The following is a 15,929-nucleotide window of genomic DNA, read 5'->3' as shown; positions in this document are numbered from 1 at the left end:
TCGCCCTTCGACAAGCTCAGGGACCGGAAGTCGCAATCAGTCATAGATACCCTCGGCCTGCCAGCCGCCCTCTTCGCACACCAGCAGCCAGGCCGCCTGCGCGTCGTCGACCATCTGGAACCGGTGCGCCCGCCGCGCCCGCGCCGGATCCCACCCGCGCTCGATCACCGGCCAGGGACCGGCCCAGGTGCGGATGCCGCGGCGTCGCCCGGCGACCTCCAGCACGGCGGGGTCCGCGGTCAGCGCGCCGCGACCGTCGACGGCGACCATGTCGTCGTCGGCGTCGAGCACGGCCACCGGCATGCCGGCACGGAACACCGTCGCCGGCAACGGACCCGGAAGGCTCCCGGGCCAGGGCCGGTCGACACTCGCCGCCCGACCGTCCCCCCGATCTCCCCAGGGCACGAGCCGCTGGCGCTCGGCGAGCCACCGGCCCCCGCCGATCTCGGGAGTGAGCACCGCCTGGTGGCCGAGCATCGCCTGCACGCGCGAGAGGGCGCGGTGCACGCGCTCTTCGGGGCCGGAGCCGAACAGCCGCGCGGTGTGGTGGGCGGCGGCATCCACCGCCTCCGGCTCGATCCGCACCCGCACCACGGCGCTGCGCAGACCTCCGGTTCCCTGTCGCCCGGTCTGCTCCTGCTCGGCCAGCTGCCAGCGCACCCGGTCGACGATCGCGGCCGCGTCGAACGCGCCGGGGTGCAGCCATACCCGGTCGCTGCGGTCGCCGTTCTCGCCGGTGAGCACGACCCGCAGCTCGGTGCAGACGAGCCCGGCCTGCCCGAGGCGCGCGACGAACTCCTCGGCCGGCACACGCACCCCGAACGCGATCTGGTCGGCGATCTCGACCGGCGGCTCGAACACCGCCTCGCGGTGCAGCTCCGGCGGCGGCGTGCGCGGCGCCACGAGCCGGGGGTCGCACCCGGCCGCGAGCGCGTGCAGGCGCGCGCCGCGCGCGCCGAACCGCTCGCCGAGCCGATCCGCGCCGAGGGCGGCGACCTCGCCCAGGGTCTGCACCCCGAGCCGGGCGAACAGCGGCGCGAGCTCTTCGTCGAGCACCGTGACTGGCAGCGGCGCGAGGAACGCCGCCGCCTGCCCCGCCGGCACGATCCGCACCGGATCGCCGGGCCGGGTGCCCGACCGGGCGGCCTGCTCCGCCGTGAACGTGCCGTCGGCGATGCCCACCCGCACCTCCGCGACCCCCGTCGCCTGCACCGCCCCGGCGAGCACCGTGGCCGCCGCCGCCTCGCCGCCGAAGTAGCGCGCCGGTCCCCGCGCGCGTAGCGCGCACAGGCCCGGCTGCAGCAGCTGCACCCCCGGCGCCTGCTCCTCGATCTGGGCGATCAGCGGCGCGAACGCCCGGTGGTCGCGCACCGGATCGGCCTCCACGACCGTCACCTGCGGGCACCGTGCCTGCGCGTCGCGGCGCCGCTGCCCCCGGCGCACCCCCTCGGCACGGGCAGCGGCCGAGCAGGCCACGACGACGCCCTTGTGGAAGACGGCGATCGGCTGCGCGGCGTCGAGCGGATCGTCGCCGTCACGCGTGAGTGCCACGATCGGCCAGTCCGGCACCCACACCACGATGCTCCGCGGCGCGGCCTCGGCGGTGTTCGCTCCCATCTTCCTCACCCCACCGCCCGGAGAGGTGCGCTCTCCCTCGCCGCGGCGGGGACGGATGCCGGGGCCTGCCCCGCGGCCAGTCCGCCCTGCGCGTCGGGGAGCAGCACGCGCCCGGACCGCGGCATCGGGAACCGCCGGCTCGTCACGGTCACCGTCAGCTCCCGCCCCTCCAGCAGCCCGTAGCCGTCGCCGAGACCCGACCACGACGGATCGCCGACGTCGATCATCGCCTCGGTCTGCGGCCACGGTCCCTGCACCAGCAGCACCGCCTCGCGTTCGCGCATGCGCGCCGCGAGCCGCGCGATGTCGGCATCCTTCGCCCGCGCCGGCGGACGCACCGCCACGACCGGCAGCACATCGGCCACCGTCGCGGTCACGGTGAGCCACCGCTCCCCCGGCTCGGGCACCAGTACGAGGCGCTCGAGGTCGACGCCCGCCGCGCGGGCCGCCTCAGCGCCCAGGTGCGGCATGCCGATCGCGGCGCACCACGAGCCCTCGCGCGAGGGGCGCGCCAGCAGCGCGAACAGCAGCGAGGTCGAGCGGCCCAGCGAGTACGAGGCGCCGGGGCGCAGGCCGCCGCCGGGCAGCAGCGCCGCCAGCGCGGGAGGAACCGGCAGCACGGGGGTGTCCAGACGTCGGCCCTGCATGCGCTCCAGCTGCGCCCGCAGCGCACGGACGGTGCCCGCGGCATCCGCGACAGCAGCGTTCCCCACGATCGACCTCACCTCGACAGGCTAGAACATTTGTTCTAACACCTCAATCCGTCGAGGTCGAAGATAATCACGGGTTCCGACACGGACCCGCGCGCGGGTCTCAGGCGGCGAGCGACAGGTAGGGCTCCCAGGCCGGCTCGCTCCGCTCGGTGCCCCGCACCGTCCACTGCGCTCCGCGCGGCGGCTGCGGCAGCCAGCGCAGCTCCCACCCCATCTCCTGCGGTGTGCGGTCGCCCTTCAGGTTGTTGCAGCGCAGGCAGCACGCCACGAGGTTCTCCCACGAGTCGACGCCGCCGCGCGAACGCGGCAGCACGTGGTCGATGGTCGTCGCCGCCTTGCCGCAGTAGCCGCATCGATGCCCGTCTCGCCGCAGCACGCCACGCCGGGTCACTGGCACGCGCCGGGCGCCGGGCACCCGCACGTACCGGGTCAGCACGATCACCGCCGGTCGATCGCGCGAGCCGCCGATCCCCCAGACGGGATTCTCCTCGATCCGTTCGATCACGGTGGCCTTCTCGTTCATCACGAGCACGAGTGCCCGCTTGAACGAGACGACGGCCAGCGGCTCATATCCCGCGTTCAGTACCAGGGTGCGCATGCGACTTCCTCTCGACCGGCCGTGATGGCTTCAACGGCGCTCCGGTGTGTGCGAGCTCACGCGGACGAGGCGGCGCAGGCACGAAAAAAGGCGCTGTCATAAAGACAGCGCCCTGATGCCACGACAGAAGTCGCGGCAGTCGTGCACACGATGCCGAAGCACATAGCGACCGAGCGCATTCACGGTTCGAATGCGAGGTGCTGCGTCCATCGGCTCCCCCTCGGCTCTGCGAGCGTCGGGTTCAGGCTAATACAGCGCGAGAGCGGGAAGGCGAAAAGCAGGTGAACGGATGCCGCGTGTCGCGCGCTCAGCCCGCGTTGGCGACGAGCCAGCTCTCCGAGTTGACCCACGACCCGTTGACGTAGATCTCCAGGTGCAGGTGCGTGCCGTAGGCGCGACCGGTGTCGCTAACCTGGCCGATGAGCTGACCGGCCGAGACGGTCTGGCCGACCGTGACGCGGCGGCTGCCGTACATCATGTGCGCGTAGAGCGAGGTGACCGTGTTGCCGCCGATGTTGTGGGCGATCTTCACGTAGACGCCCCAGCCAGGACCGTTCTCGGTCGACTCCACGACGACGCCGTCGGCGATCGCGTACAGCGGCGTGCCGAGGGGTGCCATGTAGTCGGTGCCCTTATGGCCGGCATACGGGGTGCCGAAGCTCGTGAACGACGTGAGCGGACGCACGACGGAGCCGGCCGGCGCGATCGACTGCGCGATGGCGCCGCTGTAGGCGGCCGACGCGGCCGACGCGGTCGAGGCGGCCGCGGCGATGCGGGCCGCGGCGGCGGCCTTGGCCGCTTCCTCGTCCTTCTTGGCCTGGATCTCCTCGGGCGTGGTCGCGGAGTAGCTGCCGCGGGCGAGGGCGGCCGGGGTCGCCTCGGAGGCGACGACGAGCGACTGCGCGTTCTTGGCGGCGACCTGCTGCACCGTCGTGACGGCGGCTTCTGCCGTGTTGCCGCCGGTCGCGGCGAAAGCGGGGATCGCGACGGTGGCGACGAGGCCGGCGACGGCCGCGACGGTCACGAAGCTGCGCACCGGGTGCGCGCCGCCGCGCAGGCGACGGGGCGTGGTCTTCGCGGGGGTGGATGCTGCGGGAGCGGTCGACGTCGTCAGACGTCGAGCGATCGGGACGCGTCGCGCACGGCGCTGATCGGGTGTCGTCGCTTCGGACTCGGGTGTCTCCTGCGGCGAATCGAACTGTTCAGCCAATGGTCCTCCGGCGCCTCCGCCGCCCTCCCCCAGGGGAAGGATGCTGGTTCGTCGGCACTCGGTGTCGGGGCACAGATGTACGGGCTTCACCGCGCGAACGACGAACCGATGAGGCAATTCGTGCGGAGATCCGTGGCGGGCTTCTCGCCGTTGGACTTTTCGAGGCTACCGGAAGGTAACGAATATGTCACGCGGGAGCACGTGTGCCCAGCCGTTTACCGGGCGATGTCCAGGCTCGGCCGCGCGGTGCCGCTCACGCCTGGGGCGCGGCATCCACCAGGAAGATGTGCGATGCGACCTCGACGGGCAGCTCCAGGCCCTCGCTCTGACCGTCCATCTGCACGAGCACGTAGCCCTCGCTGAAACGGTACTGACCGCGGGCCCCGGGAAGCACACCGGCATCGCGCAGCTGCTCCAGCAGTTCGGGGTCGACCTGGGCCGGCTCGGCGAGGCGCCGCACGGTGCCGGTGAGAGGGCCGCCGACCTCGTTCAGCTGCCGTACGAGGCCCACGACACCCTCGTTGAAGGTGTGCGCGGGCACATCCCCCAGCTGGTCGAGCCCCGGGATCGGGTTGCCGTAGGGCGACTCGGTGGGGTGGCCGAGCAGCTCGATGAGGCGGCGCTCGACGAGCTCGCTCATGACGTGCTCCCAGCGGCAGGCCTCCTCGTGCACGTACGCCCAGTCCAGTCCGATGACATCGCTCAGCAGGCGCTCCGCGAGGCGGTGCTTGCGCATGACGTCGATCGCCTTCTGGCGGCCGGGGGTGGTCAGCTCGAGCGAGCGGTCCTCCGAGACGATGACGAGGCCATCGCGCTCCATGCGGCCGATCGTCTGCGAGACCGTGGGCCCGGAGTGCCCCAGTCGCTCGGAGATGCGCGCACGCAGGGGGACGATGCCCTCCTCCTCGAGCTCGAGGATGGTGCGCAGGTACATCTCGGTGGTGTCGATCAGATCGGTCATGGCTGGCCTTGAATCACGGGGCGAACGGGCGAGGACGGTCTCGTTCAGCCTAGTCGTTTGTGACGGCCCGACGTCCGGACGCGGACGGCGGCGACCCTAGAATCAGTCCATGGCCCACGTGACGCTGCCTCGCGAGATCCTGCCCACCGACGGACGTTTTGGCTGCGGCCCGTCCAAGATCCGCCCCGAGCAGGTCGCCGCGCTCGCCGGCCCCGGCGCGGTGCTGCTGGGCACCTCGCACCGGCAGGCGCCGGTCAAGGGCCTCGTCGGCCAGGTGCGCGCGGGGCTGTCCGACCTGCTGCGGCTGCCGGAGGGCTACGAGATCATCCTCGGCAACGGCGGCTCCACGGCATTCTGGGACGCCGCGGCGTTCGGACTCATCGAGAACCGCGCGCAGAACCTCGTGTTCGGTGAGTTCGGCGGCAAGTTCGCCGCCGCGGCGGCCGCCCCGTGGCTGCAGGCCCCCGACGTGCGCAAGGCCGAGCCCGGCACCCGCACCGCCCCCGAGGCAGTGGAAGGGGTCGACGTCTACGCCTGGCCGCACAACGAGACCTCGACCGGCGTCGCCGCTCCCGTCGAGCGCGTTCACGGCGATGACGGCGCCCTGACCGTCATCGACGCGACGAGCGCCGCCGGCGGCATCAACTTCCGCGTCTCCGAGGCGGACGTCTACTACTTCGCACCGCAGAAGAACCTCGGCTCCGACGGCGGCCTGTGGTTCGCAGCGGTCTCCCCCGCCGCGATCGAGCGGATCGAGCGCGTCGCGGCATCCGGCCGGTACATCCCCGAGTTCCTGAGCCTGAAGAACGCGCTCGACAACTCGCGCCTGAACCAGACCCTCAACACGCCCGCGGTCGCGACGCTGTTCCTCCTCGACAAGCAGCTCGAGTGGATCAACGACAACGGCGGCCTCGGCTGGGCGGCCGCGCGCACGGAAGAGTCCTCCGGTGCGCTGTACGCGTGGGCGGAGGAGGCCTCGTTCGCGACGCCGTTCGTCGCCGACCCCGCCGACCGCTCCCCCGTCGTGGTGACGATCGACTTCGATGAGACGGTGGATGCCGCGGCCGTCGCCGCCAGCCTCCGCTCGAACGGCATCGTCGACACCGAGCCCTACCGCAAGCTCGGCCGCAACCAGTTGCGCATCGCGACCTTCGTCTCCATCGAGCCGGACGACGTGCGCCAGCTGATCAAGGCGATCGACTACACGATCGACGCGATGCGCCGCTGACCCCGCCCCACCTCGGTCGTTGAGCGAGCGAGGAACGAGCGAGACGAAACGCCCCACCCGGTCGCGGGAGAGTCTGCCGGGTCAACGATCGGGGTCGTCGTCCTCGTCGTCGGGGGCGGACTCGTCGAGCACGTCGATGTCGACACCGTCGACGTCCCCGGAGTGCAGGATCGGCGAGCCATCGTCGTCGAAATCGGAGGCGTCGAGGTCATCGAGATCATCGAGCTCGTCGTCGTCCTCGCCGCTCTCGTCCTCGTCGTCGTCGAGGTCGTCATCGCCCTCGGCATCCGCGTTCTCGCGCTCTTCGGCGGCGAGGGCCGCCTGGGCGGCCTGGTACTCGGCCAGGCGCACCGCCCACGGCACCCACTCCGGGGCCAGCAGCGCGCCCTCGCCGGGCAGCAGTTCCACCTCGAGCACGGTGGGGTCGGCGTCATCGGTGACCGCGAGGCTCACCGTCCAGTACCAGCCCGGATAGCCCTCCATGGTGTTGCCGAAGCGCAGCGAGACGACGCCGTCGTCTTCGAGGGTGTAGCCCGCGGCGGGACCCACGGTCGACGGCGCGGTGATCTCGTGCAGCGCCGCGAGGGCGAGGTCGTGCGCGGCGAGCAGACGCGGGTCCGGCTCAGGCGTCGAGCTCATCGGCCACCTTGCGCAGGATCGCCGCGACCTTCTTGCTCTGGCCCGCGTTGGGGTAGTGCCCGCGACGCAGGTCGCCGCCGACGTTGTCGAGCAGCTTGACGAGGTCTTCCACGACGATCGCCATGTCGTCGGGCTTCATCCGGTTGCGCTTGGCGAGGCTCACGGGAGCGTCGAGCACCCGCACGGCGAGCGCCTGCAGACCGCGCTTGCCGTCGGCGACACCGAAGTCCAGGCGCGTGCCGGCCTTGAGTCCCTCGACACCGGCGGGAAGTGCCGTCGCGTGGAGGAAGACGTCCTGACCGTCATCGGTGGTGATGAAGCCGAACCCCTTCTCTTCGTCGTAGAACCTGACCTTGCCGGTGGGCATCGCAAACCTCGCTCATCGGCGCCCGCGGGCGCAGTGACAGTGGGGCGGATGCCCCGGTCCCAGCCTACGGCACCGTCACCGGCACGACGGGGCGCCGGTAGTAGTCTGAGCACGATGCCCTCTTCGCCTTCTCGTACCCCTGGTTCCGTCGACGACGTGCCCGTCCGTCGCATCGACCGCATCCTCGCGTTCATGTCGCTGGGACTGCTCCTGCTGTCGGTGCTCTGCTTCGTCGCGATCATGATCGGATCGGCCAGCGGCATGAAGCACGACGACTTCGACGCGGGCCTGTGGCCGGCCGTCGGCACGACGGTGTACATCGCGCCGATCATCGCCTTCGTGCTGCTGATGACGGTGCTCGTCATGACCTTCGTGCGAAAGGCCCGGGTCGGCAAGGGCCGCTGACGTGACCGCCACCGACGCCCGATCACTCGCGCACGATCTGCTGCAGCGCGACGATGCGTCGCTGGTGGCGCTGCTCGTGGCCCGCGGGGTGTCGCCGACGGTGACCTGGAGCGACGCGTTCGACGCCGCGGAAGCGCTCCTCGAGCCGGCGTCGGCGGAGCGGGCGGTCGTGACCGTCACCGCGGCCGAGGCCGACGCGCTCGCCGCGGCCACCCGAGGCGCCGAGCCCGAGGCGATCGCCGCGGGCGCGGTGCGCGACGCGCTGTACGCCCGCGCGCTCGTCGCCCCCGATGGCATCCCGTACCCGGCGATCGCCGACGCCGTGCGCGGGCAGGTGCCGACGGATGCCGCGGCCGCCGCCCCGGCGACGGGGGCGCCCGCGGACTCCGCCCCGGTGACGGATGCCGACGCCGCGGCATCCCGCGACGCGGCCGTCGCCGAGCAGGCGTTCGCCTCGTCGGGATCGCTCTCGGACATCCTGCACATCGCCCTCGCCGCCCCGCTGTCGCGCATCGGCACCGGCGCGCTGGGGGCGACCGAACGGCGCCGCCTCATCGAGTCCGGAGCGGTCGCCGAGCCCGACGCCGCCGACGAACTCGTCGAGATCGCTCACCGCGCGGGCCTGCTGGCGGGCCAGGACCGCCACTGGCTCGTCACGGCCGCCGGCGTGCAGTGGCTGCGCACCGGCACCGTCGCCCGCTGGACCGAGGTGGCCGCCGCGCTGCGCGCGCACCTGCCGGCCGCCGTCCGCACCTCCGCCGGCGGGTGGCGGAGCCTCGACCGGTGGGCCGGCGCCCATCCGTTCGATCCGGCGTGGCCGCAGCGAGCACACAGCGAGGCCGCCCTCCTGCGGCGGTGGGGCATGGTCGCGCCGGACGGCGAGGCTCCCCGGTGGGCGGCACCGCTGGCGGCCGGATCCGCCGTCGACACCGACGGCCTCCAGATGCTCCTGCCGAGCGAGGTCGACCGCGTCTACCTGCAGAACGACCTCACCGCGATCGCCCCGGGACCGCTGCAGCCGCAGCTCGACGTACGGCTGCGGTCGATGGCCCGCCGCGAATCCCGCGCCCAGGCGTCGACCTACCGCTTCACCGCCGACACCCTCGCCGACGCCCTGACGGCGGGCGAGACGGCCGAGACGCTGAGGGCGTTCCTCGAGGAGCTCTCCCTCACCGGCCTCCCCCAGCCGCTGGCCTACGAGATCGAGCGCACCGCCCGGCGCCACGGCACGCTGCGCGTCGGCCCGGACTGGCAGGGCCGCACGCGCGTCACGAGCGACGACGAGGCGCTCCTGCGCACGATCGCCGTCGACCAGGCGCTGCGCCCGCTCGGACTCGTCCGGGACGGCGCCGACCTCGTCTCCCGCAGCGGCGCAGACACCGCGTTCTGGATGCTCGCCGACGCCCGCTACCCCGTCGTAGCGGTCGACGCCGACGGGGCTCGCCGGCGCCTCGACCGCCATCGCCTCGCCGACGAGCCACCCGCGGCATCCGACCCCCTCGCGGTCTACGGACCGCTTCTCGCGCGGCTGCGCGCCGCGCAGGGCTCCGACGCCGAGGCCGCGTGGCTCGGCCGCGAGCTCGAGCAGGCCGTGCGCGCCCGCGCCACCATCGTCGTCGCCGTCCGGCTGCCCGACGGGACCGCGCGCGAGTTCACGATCGAGGCGACGGGCCTCGGCGGCGGCCGGCTGCGGGGCCTCGACAAGATGGTCGATGTCGAGCGCACCCTCCCGGTGTCGAGCATCAGCGGCATCCGTCCCGCCTGACCGCGCCTCGCTGTCCTGACCCGGCAGATCCGGCGCCGCGACGCGCCCGCCGCGGCAAGCGCCGGTAGACTTGACCGTTATGGCTGACGGCCCCCTCATCGTGCAAAGCGACCGCACCGTGCTGCTCGAAGTCGCCCATCCGGAGGCGGAGACGGCGCGGCACGAACTCGCGATCTTCGCCGAGCTCGAACGCGCGCCCGAGCACATCCACACCTACCGCGTCACCCGGCTGGGGCTGTGGAACGCGCGTGCGGCCGGACATTCCGCCGACGACATGCTCGCGACGCTCGACCGCTGGTCGCGCTTCCCGGTCCCGGCATCCGTCTCGATCGACATCCGCGAGACCGTCGGCCGCTACGGCCGTCTCGTCATCGAGCGGGATGCCGAGGGCGCGCTCATCCTGCGCGGTTCCGACGCCGCCGTCCTCGCCGAGGTCGCCAAGAACAAGCGCATCCAGCCGCTGCTCGTCGGCCACCCCACCCCCGACACGTACGTCATCGACGCGTGGGCGCGCGGGCACATCAAGCAGGAGCTGCTGAAGATCGGCTGGCCCGCCGAGGACCACGCCGGCTACACCCCGGGCACCCCGCACGAGATCGACCTGCACGAGGACGGCTGGACGCTGCGGCCGTATCAGCGCAAGGCCGTCGACATCTTCAGCGAGGGCGGCTCGGGCGTCGTCGTCCTCCCCTGCGGCGCCGGGAAGACTCTCGTCGGCGCGGCCGCCATGGCCGAGACCAAGACGACGACGCTCATCCTCGTGACCAACACCGTGAGCGCCCGTCAGTGGCGCGACGAGCTGCTCAAGCGCACGTCGCTCACGCCGGAGGAGATCGGCGAGTACTCCGGCCAGGCCAAGGAGGTCAAGCCCGTCACGATCGCGACGTACCAGATCCTGACGGCCAAGCGGAAGGGCGAGTACGCGCACCTGGCGCTCCTGGACGCCCTCGACTGGGGGCTCATCGTCTACGACGAGGTGCACCTGCTGCCCGCACCGGTGTTCAAGCTCACCGCCGACCTGCAGGCGCGGCGCCGCCTGGGGCTCACGGCGACCCTCGTCCGGGAAGACGGCCGCGAAGGCGACGTGTTCAGCCTCATCGGCCCCAAGCGCTTCGACGCGCCGTGGAAGGAGATCGAGGCCCAGGGCTTCATCTCGCCCGCCGTCTGCTACGAGGTGCGGGTGGATCTGCCGGCATCCGACCGCCTGGAGTACGCCGCTTCCGCCGACGACGAGCGCTACCGCCTCGCGGCCACGGCGCACGCCAAGATCGGGGTCGTCCGCGACCTCGTCGCCCGTCATGCCGGCGAGCAGATCCTCGTGATCGGGCAGTACCTCGACCAGATCGACGTTCTGGCGGAGGCGCTGGATGCCCCGAAGATCACGGGATCGACGCCCGTCGACGAGCGCGAGGAACTGTACGGCGCGTTCCGCGAGGGCCGCATCCCCGTGCTCGTCGTCTCGAAGGTCGCGAACTTCTCGATCGACCTGCCCGAGGCCTCGGTCGCGATCCAGGTCTCCGGGTCGTTCGGGTCGCGCCAGGAGGAGGCCCAGCGCCTCGGCCGGCTTCTGCGCCCCAAGTCGAGCGGGCACACCGCGAGCTTCTACACGCTGATCGCGCGCGACACCGTCGACCAGGACTTCGCGCAGAACCGGCAACGGTTCCTCGCCGAGCAGGGCTACAGCTACACGATCCTCGACGCCGAAGGGCTTGCGGCCGCTTAGTCGCGGCAGGGACCGGGGCGGCGGCGGGGTCGGGGTGTCGGCGGCGCCGGGGCGTCGGCGGGGTCGGGGCGTCGGCGGGGCCGGGGCGTCGGCGGGGTCGTCTCCCCGGGGGTGTCGTCCGGTCTCCCGGCGCGGCGTCACCCCGGGGTCACGTCTCGAAAGCAGGCTGAAACGGCACGTCGACCCGCCGCGAGGGCCGGAAAGCGCAATCCAGCCTGCTTTCGCGACGGCCGGCGTCACCGCCCGCCGGTCGCACCTCCCGGCGGGAGCGGGCAGCAGCGGCGGCGCGGCGCGGCGGCAACCGGCGGGGCGTCACCCCGGCGTCATGTCTCGAAAGCAGGCTGAACCGGCACGTCGACCCGCCGCGAGGGCCGGAAAGCGCAATCCAGCCTGCTTTCGCGACGGCCGGCGTCACCGTCCGGCGTCCGCAGCAGCGGCGGCGCGAACAGCAGCCCCGGCGCGGCGCGGCGGCAACCGGCGGGGCGTCACCCCCGCGCCATGTCTCGAAAGCAGGCTGGAACGGCACTTCGACCGGCCGCGAGGGCCCGAAAGCGCAATCCAGCCTGCTTTCGCAACGGCTGGCGTCACCGTCCGGCGTCCGCATCCGCGGCGGGAGCGGACAGCATCGGCGGCGCGGGCGACGCCGGCGGGGCCGGCGGGGTGAGGATGAGCGTCCGCGGCAGCGGGCGACGGCGCAGCATCCCCTCGACGAGAGCGACGTAGCCGCCGATCAGCAGGAACGACCAGAGGAAACTCAGCCACCCCGTCGTCGACGCCGTCGGGTCTGACCCCGCGGCCAGCGACAGGAGGAATCCGCTCAGGTTGTTCACGACGTGCAGGGCGATCGCCGCCTCGAGGCCGCCGGTGCGCCAGGTGAGCCAGCCGGCGGCGACGGCGAACAGCCCGACGCTGATCTGCCCCAGCACGTCGTACAGGTGACCAAGCACGAACAGCGGCACCGGCAGGAGGATCGCGAAGGCCGGATGCCGCAGCCACCGCCCGATGGCCTGCATGAGGTATCCGCGGAAGATGTACTCCTCCGCGGCGGACTGCAACGGCACGAGCAGGACGATCAGGATGAGCGACACCGCCCACAGCGGGTTCGGCTCCGACGCGGTCGCCGGGGCGTCGGCGGGGAGGAGGAACGACACGCCCGTGAGCACCGCCGACAGCACCGCCGCCACGAGGCCGCACATCAGCATCCAGCGCCACCGCAGCCGGCCGGCAGCCGAGGAGATCAGCCCCACGGGCTTGCCGTTGATGATGAGGGAGGCGAGGAGATACGCCGGCCACATGAGGATGATCGTGCCGAGCAGGAAGACGAGCATGACCGGATCGCCGAGGTTGAACGCGGGGTCCTGGGCGATCGCCATCATCCGGTCGAGGAACGTCGGATCGGCGATCGCCGCGACGATCATGAACACCATGACCATCGCGAGCATCGCGCAGTAGAAGGCGATGCCGAGCCCCGCGACCGCCAGCGGCGTCCACCAGCCGCTGCGCTGCCGGGCGAACACGAGGCGGTGGAAGGCCAGTCCCCCCGCGGTCGCGTCGGCGGGGAGGCGAGGGGCCACGACCGGCGGCGCAACCGGCGCGGGCATCGGGACGGGGGCGAGCGGCGCGGGCGTCGTCATCCATCCATCTTCGCGGATATCCAGCAAAGGGATGGATTCCGGTGCCAGGATGGGGCTATGACCGCACCGCGCATCCTCGTCGTGGACGACGAACCGAACATCCGTGACCTGCTGGTCACGAGCCTCCGCTTCGCCGGTTACCAGGTGCGCGCCGTCGCCAACGGCGCACAGACCATCTCGGCCGTGCTCGAGGAGGAACCCGACCTCATCATCCTCGACGTCATGCTGCCCGACATGAACGGCTTCAGCGTGACCAAGCGCCTGCGGGGTGCGGGGTACACCGCACCGATCCTCTTCCTCACCGCCAAGGACGAGACCGAAGACAAGATCGAGGGCCTCAACGCCGGCGGCGACGACTACGTGACCAAGCCCTTCAGCCTCGACGAGATCGTCGCGCGCCTCCAGGCGATCCTCCGCCGCACGATGCAGGCCGACGAGGAGTCGACGATCCGCGCCGGCGAGCTGACGATGGATCAGGACACGCACGACGTGCTCGTCGGCGACGTGTCGATCGACCTGTCGCCGACCGAGTTCAAGCTGCTGCGCTACCTCATGCTGAACCCGAACCGGGTGCTCAGCAAGGCGCAGATCCTCGACCACGTGTGGGAGTACGACTTCAACGGCGACGCCGGCATCGTGGAGAGCTACATCTCTTACCTGCGCCGCAAGATCGACCCGTACGCGTCCGAGCCGCTCATCCAGACCAAGCGCGGCTTCGGCTACATGCTGAAGGTCGGCAAGTCGTCCTGAGCGGACGGAGCCCCGAACCGTGAGCGGCGAGGGCGTCCTGGCGGCGCACGCGAAGCGCAACGACCGGGTCACGTCGTGGTGGCGTGACGTGAGCCTGCGCGCGAAGGTGACGGGGGTCACGGTCGCCGTCCTCGCACTGGGGCTGCTCGTGGCCGGATTCGGCACGGCCGTCTTCCTGCGCACCGCCCAGATCGCCGAGCGCGACCAGTCGATCAGTCAGACCGTCACGCTCGACCAGGCCTCCAGCCTGCTCGACGTCGAGGTCGTCGACGGCGTCGCCCAATTCGCCGAGCGATCGCCGGTTCCGCTGACGTCGTTCTACATCGCCGTCTATGCCCCCGACGGCACACTTCTCGCCACCGGCGGCCCCGCCTCCGCGAATCCCCCGGAGTTTCCGCCGACGTTCGGGCTCGACAAGGCGCTGGATCAGGGCACGACCCCGTTCGAGCTGACATCCGCGGATGGCAAGACCGTCTTCCATGCCGCCGTCGACATCCTTCAGATCCCGGGCGCACGCGAGAACAACGTGCAGCTGCTCGCGCTGCCGATGACACCCGTCAACCAGACGGTCGCGAACTTCATCGGCATCTACACGATCCTCGCCCTGCTGACGATCGTCGGCGGTGCGCTGGCGACGCGCTGGCTCGTCACGCTCGCCTTCCGGGGGCTCCGGCAGGTGGAGGACACGGCGATGTCGATCGCGGCGGGCGATTTCAGCCAGCGGATGGGCGACATCTCCCCCCGCACTGAGGTCGGCCGCCTCAAGACCGCCATCAACGCGATGCTCGACCGCATCGACCACGCCCTGGGGCAGCGCGATGCCACCGTGCAGCAGATGCGCCGGTTCATCGGCGACGCGAGCCACGAGCTGCGCACGCCGCTCGTCACCGTCCGCGGGTATGCCGAGCTGTACCGCATGGGCGCGATCGTCGGCGAGGAGCAGACGGCGCAGTCGATGGAGCGCATCGAGAAGGAGGCGATCCGCATGGGCGTGCTGGTCGAGGATCTCCTCGCCCTCGCGCGCCTCGACGAGCGGCGCGACATCGTGGTGACCGCCGTCGACCTCCGCCCCGTCGCGCGCGACGCCGCCCTCGATGCGCGCGCGACCTCGCCGGACCGGGAGGTGACGTTCCTCGGTGACCTGAGCGAGCGGCGCCCGCAGGCGCCGGTCACGGCATCCGTCTCGCCCGTCGATCCCGCCACGGGACGGCGGCGCCCCGGCCCGGCCGCGATCGGGGCGACGCTGTCGCTGCTGCGCCGCCGACCGCGCGGTGCAGAGACGCGCGGTGCAGAGGCCCGGGGTACCGAGACTCGCGGTGCCGACACGCGGGGCACGGAAGCGACGCCGGCGGATGCCGGGGACGTCGCGGTCGCGACGGCTCCCGTGGCGGCGGTCCTCGAGCGGGAACCCGTCGTCCTCGGCGATGAGAACCGCATCCGTCAGGTCGTGGCGAACCTCCTCGGCAACGCCCGCCGCTACACCCCCGACGGGTCGCCGATCGAGCTGGCGGTCGGCGTGGACGACGCGGCGGGGATGGGGTGGATCGCCGTCATCGACCACGGCGAGGGTGTTCCACCGCAGATCCGCGACAAGATCTTCCAGCGGTTCTGGCGCGCCGACACGTCCCGCACCCGCGAGACGGGCGGATCGGGACTGGGGCTGTCGATCGTCGCGTCGATCGTCGAGGCGCTGCACGGGTCGATCGAGGTGACCGAGACCCCCGGCGGCGGCGCCACCTTCCGCGTCGCGTTCCCCCTCGCCGAGGCGCGCGACGCCGCCGAGCACCTCTTCATCCAGACTCAGCCGCTGCCGCGTCTGCGCACCGACGGCTGATCCCGGCATCCCACCGCCCTCTCCCCAACCGACGAGCGTGAGGAGTTGTCCACGGATGCCGGGAAGGTCGCGCCGCGACGGGACGGATGCCCGTAGCGTGGGGCCACCTCGTCGAAAGGATCACCCCATGACCGTTTTCAGTGTCGACTCCGACGCCGTCCTGGGCGCCACGAGCGCCATCCGCGCCACGGCCGACCGGCTGCAGAGCGAGACCGCCGCCATGCTCGGGCAGCTGACGCAGCTGCAGGGGTCGTGGACCGGCGGGGCCGCCCTCGCCTTCCAGGGCGTCGTGGACCGCTGGCGCGGCGCGCAGGCCGAGCTCGAGGCCGCGCTCGCCGACATCGGCGGCGCCCTGGCGCACGCCGGCAATCAGTACGCGCAGACCGAGATGGCCGCGGCGGGCCTGTTCCGCTGAGCGCGTCCGGCGGCACACGCGGAAGCGCGTCCGGGCACACGTGAGCGCGTCCGGGACGCACATGAGCGCG

The 15,929-nt window shown here is 72.2% G+C and carries 15 protein-coding genes; 7 read left to right on the top strand and 8 right to left on the bottom strand.

Going from position 1 to position 15,929, the window contains the following annotated elements:
* Positions 1-36: 36 nt before the first annotated feature.
* From JOD60_RS07915 to JOD60_RS07895, 5 genes are all read right to left on the bottom strand, one after another.
* Positions 37-1,617 (bottom strand): DNA polymerase Y family protein, encoded by a 1,581-nt coding sequence (locus tag JOD60_RS07915; protein WP_076690134.1) that lies wholly within the window; start codon positions 1,615-1,617, stop codon positions 37-39.
* A gap of 5 nt (positions 1,618-1,622) precedes the next feature.
* Positions 1,623-2,330 carry a DnaE2-dependent mutagenesis accessory factor ImuA' gene (imuA', locus tag JOD60_RS07910; RefSeq protein WP_076692115.1) on the bottom strand — a complete coding sequence of 236 codons (708 nt, stop codon included), beginning with the start codon at positions 2,328-2,330 and terminating at the stop codon, positions 1,623-1,625.
* 100 nt (positions 2,331-2,430) lie between these two features.
* The gene (locus JOD60_RS07905; RefSeq protein WP_076690133.1) at positions 2,431-2,928 is read right to left on the bottom strand and encodes an HNH endonuclease; all 498 of its coding nucleotides are present in this window, start codon (positions 2,926-2,928) and stop codon (positions 2,431-2,433) included.
* 307 nt (positions 2,929-3,235) lie between these two features.
* Complete coding sequence (locus JOD60_RS07900; protein ID WP_076690132.1) at positions 3,236-4,138, bottom strand: M23 family metallopeptidase; 903 nt, start codon at positions 4,136-4,138, stop codon at positions 3,236-3,238.
* A 253-nt stretch (positions 4,139-4,391) separates the two neighbouring features.
* Positions 4,392-5,099: an iron-dependent transcriptional repressor DtxR gene (locus tag JOD60_RS07895; protein WP_076690131.1), complete on the bottom strand. Its 708-nt coding sequence runs from the start codon at positions 5,097-5,099 to the stop codon at positions 4,392-4,394.
* A gap of 109 nt (positions 5,100-5,208) precedes the next feature.
* On the opposite strand from JOD60_RS07895, the gene serC reads away from it, so the two are divergent.
* Positions 5,209-6,327: a phosphoserine transaminase gene (serC, locus tag JOD60_RS07890; RefSeq protein ID WP_076690130.1), complete on the top strand. Its 1,119-nt coding sequence runs from the start codon at positions 5,209-5,211 to the stop codon at positions 6,325-6,327.
* A gap of 81 nt (positions 6,328-6,408) precedes the next feature.
* On the opposite strand, the gene JOD60_RS07885 is transcribed toward serC, so the two are convergent.
* Positions 6,409-6,966, bottom strand: coding sequence for a DUF3027 domain-containing protein (locus JOD60_RS07885; RefSeq protein WP_076690129.1), 558 nt, complete (start codon positions 6,964-6,966; stop codon positions 6,409-6,411).
* Positions 6,950-7,333 carry a cold-shock protein gene (locus tag JOD60_RS07880; protein ID WP_076690128.1) on the bottom strand — a complete coding sequence of 128 codons (384 nt, stop codon included), beginning with the start codon at positions 7,331-7,333 and terminating at the stop codon, positions 6,950-6,952. Before JOD60_RS07880 ends, JOD60_RS07885 begins: the two co-directional genes overlap by 17 nt.
* Before the next feature lie 114 nt (positions 7,334-7,447).
* Here JOD60_RS07880 and JOD60_RS07875 point away from each other — a divergent pair, with 114 nt between their 5' ends.
* The 3 genes from JOD60_RS07875 to JOD60_RS07865 all read left to right on the top strand — a co-directional run bounded on the left by JOD60_RS07875 (position 7,448) and on the right by JOD60_RS07865 (position 11,226).
* The gene (locus JOD60_RS07875) at positions 7,448-7,738 is read left to right on the top strand and encodes a multidrug ABC transporter ATPase (protein WP_076690127.1); all 291 of its coding nucleotides are present in this window, start codon (positions 7,448-7,450) and stop codon (positions 7,736-7,738) included.
* Between the two features lies 1 nt (position 7,739).
* Positions 7,740-9,503, top strand: coding sequence for a helicase-associated domain-containing protein (locus JOD60_RS07870; RefSeq protein WP_076690126.1), 1,764 nt, complete (start codon positions 7,740-7,742; stop codon positions 9,501-9,503).
* 79 nt (positions 9,504-9,582) lie between these two features.
* A complete protein-coding gene (locus JOD60_RS07865) occupies positions 9,583-11,226 on the top strand; it encodes a DNA repair helicase XPB (RefSeq protein ID WP_076690125.1) in 1,644 nt (547 codons plus the stop codon).
* Between the two features lie 584 nt (positions 11,227-11,810).
* Here the strand turns inward: JOD60_RS07865 and JOD60_RS07860 are convergent.
* On the bottom strand, positions 11,811-12,860 hold the full coding sequence (locus tag JOD60_RS07860) for a CPBP family intramembrane glutamic endopeptidase (RefSeq protein ID WP_076690124.1): 1,050 nt from the start codon (positions 12,858-12,860) through the stop codon (positions 11,811-11,813).
* Between the two features lie 57 nt (positions 12,861-12,917).
* Here JOD60_RS07860 and JOD60_RS07855 point away from each other — a divergent pair, with 57 nt between their 5' ends.
* The 3 genes from JOD60_RS07855 (at position 12,918) to JOD60_RS07845 (ending at position 15,859) form a co-directional block, all read left to right on the top strand.
* Positions 12,918-13,610 (top strand): response regulator transcription factor, encoded by a 693-nt coding sequence (locus JOD60_RS07855; protein ID WP_076690123.1) that lies wholly within the window; start codon positions 12,918-12,920, stop codon positions 13,608-13,610.
* A gap of 19 nt (positions 13,611-13,629) precedes the next feature.
* Positions 13,630-15,444 carry a sensor histidine kinase gene (locus JOD60_RS07850; protein ID WP_076690122.1) on the top strand — a complete coding sequence of 605 codons (1,815 nt, stop codon included), beginning with the start codon at positions 13,630-13,632 and terminating at the stop codon, positions 15,442-15,444.
* Positions 15,445-15,571: 127 nt separating this feature from the next.
* Complete coding sequence (locus tag JOD60_RS07845; protein ID WP_076690121.1) at positions 15,572-15,859, top strand: WXG100 family type VII secretion target; 288 nt, start codon at positions 15,572-15,574, stop codon at positions 15,857-15,859.
* Positions 15,860-15,929: the final 70 nt, after the last annotated feature.

This window comes from Microbacterium aurum, from assembly GCF_016907815.1.
In the GTDB taxonomy this organism is placed as follows: Bacteria; Actinomycetota; Actinomycetes; order Actinomycetales; family Microbacteriaceae; genus Microbacterium; species Microbacterium aurum.
Note: the sequence above shows the minus strand (reverse complement) of the source record. Positions and strands in the feature narration are given on the sequence as shown.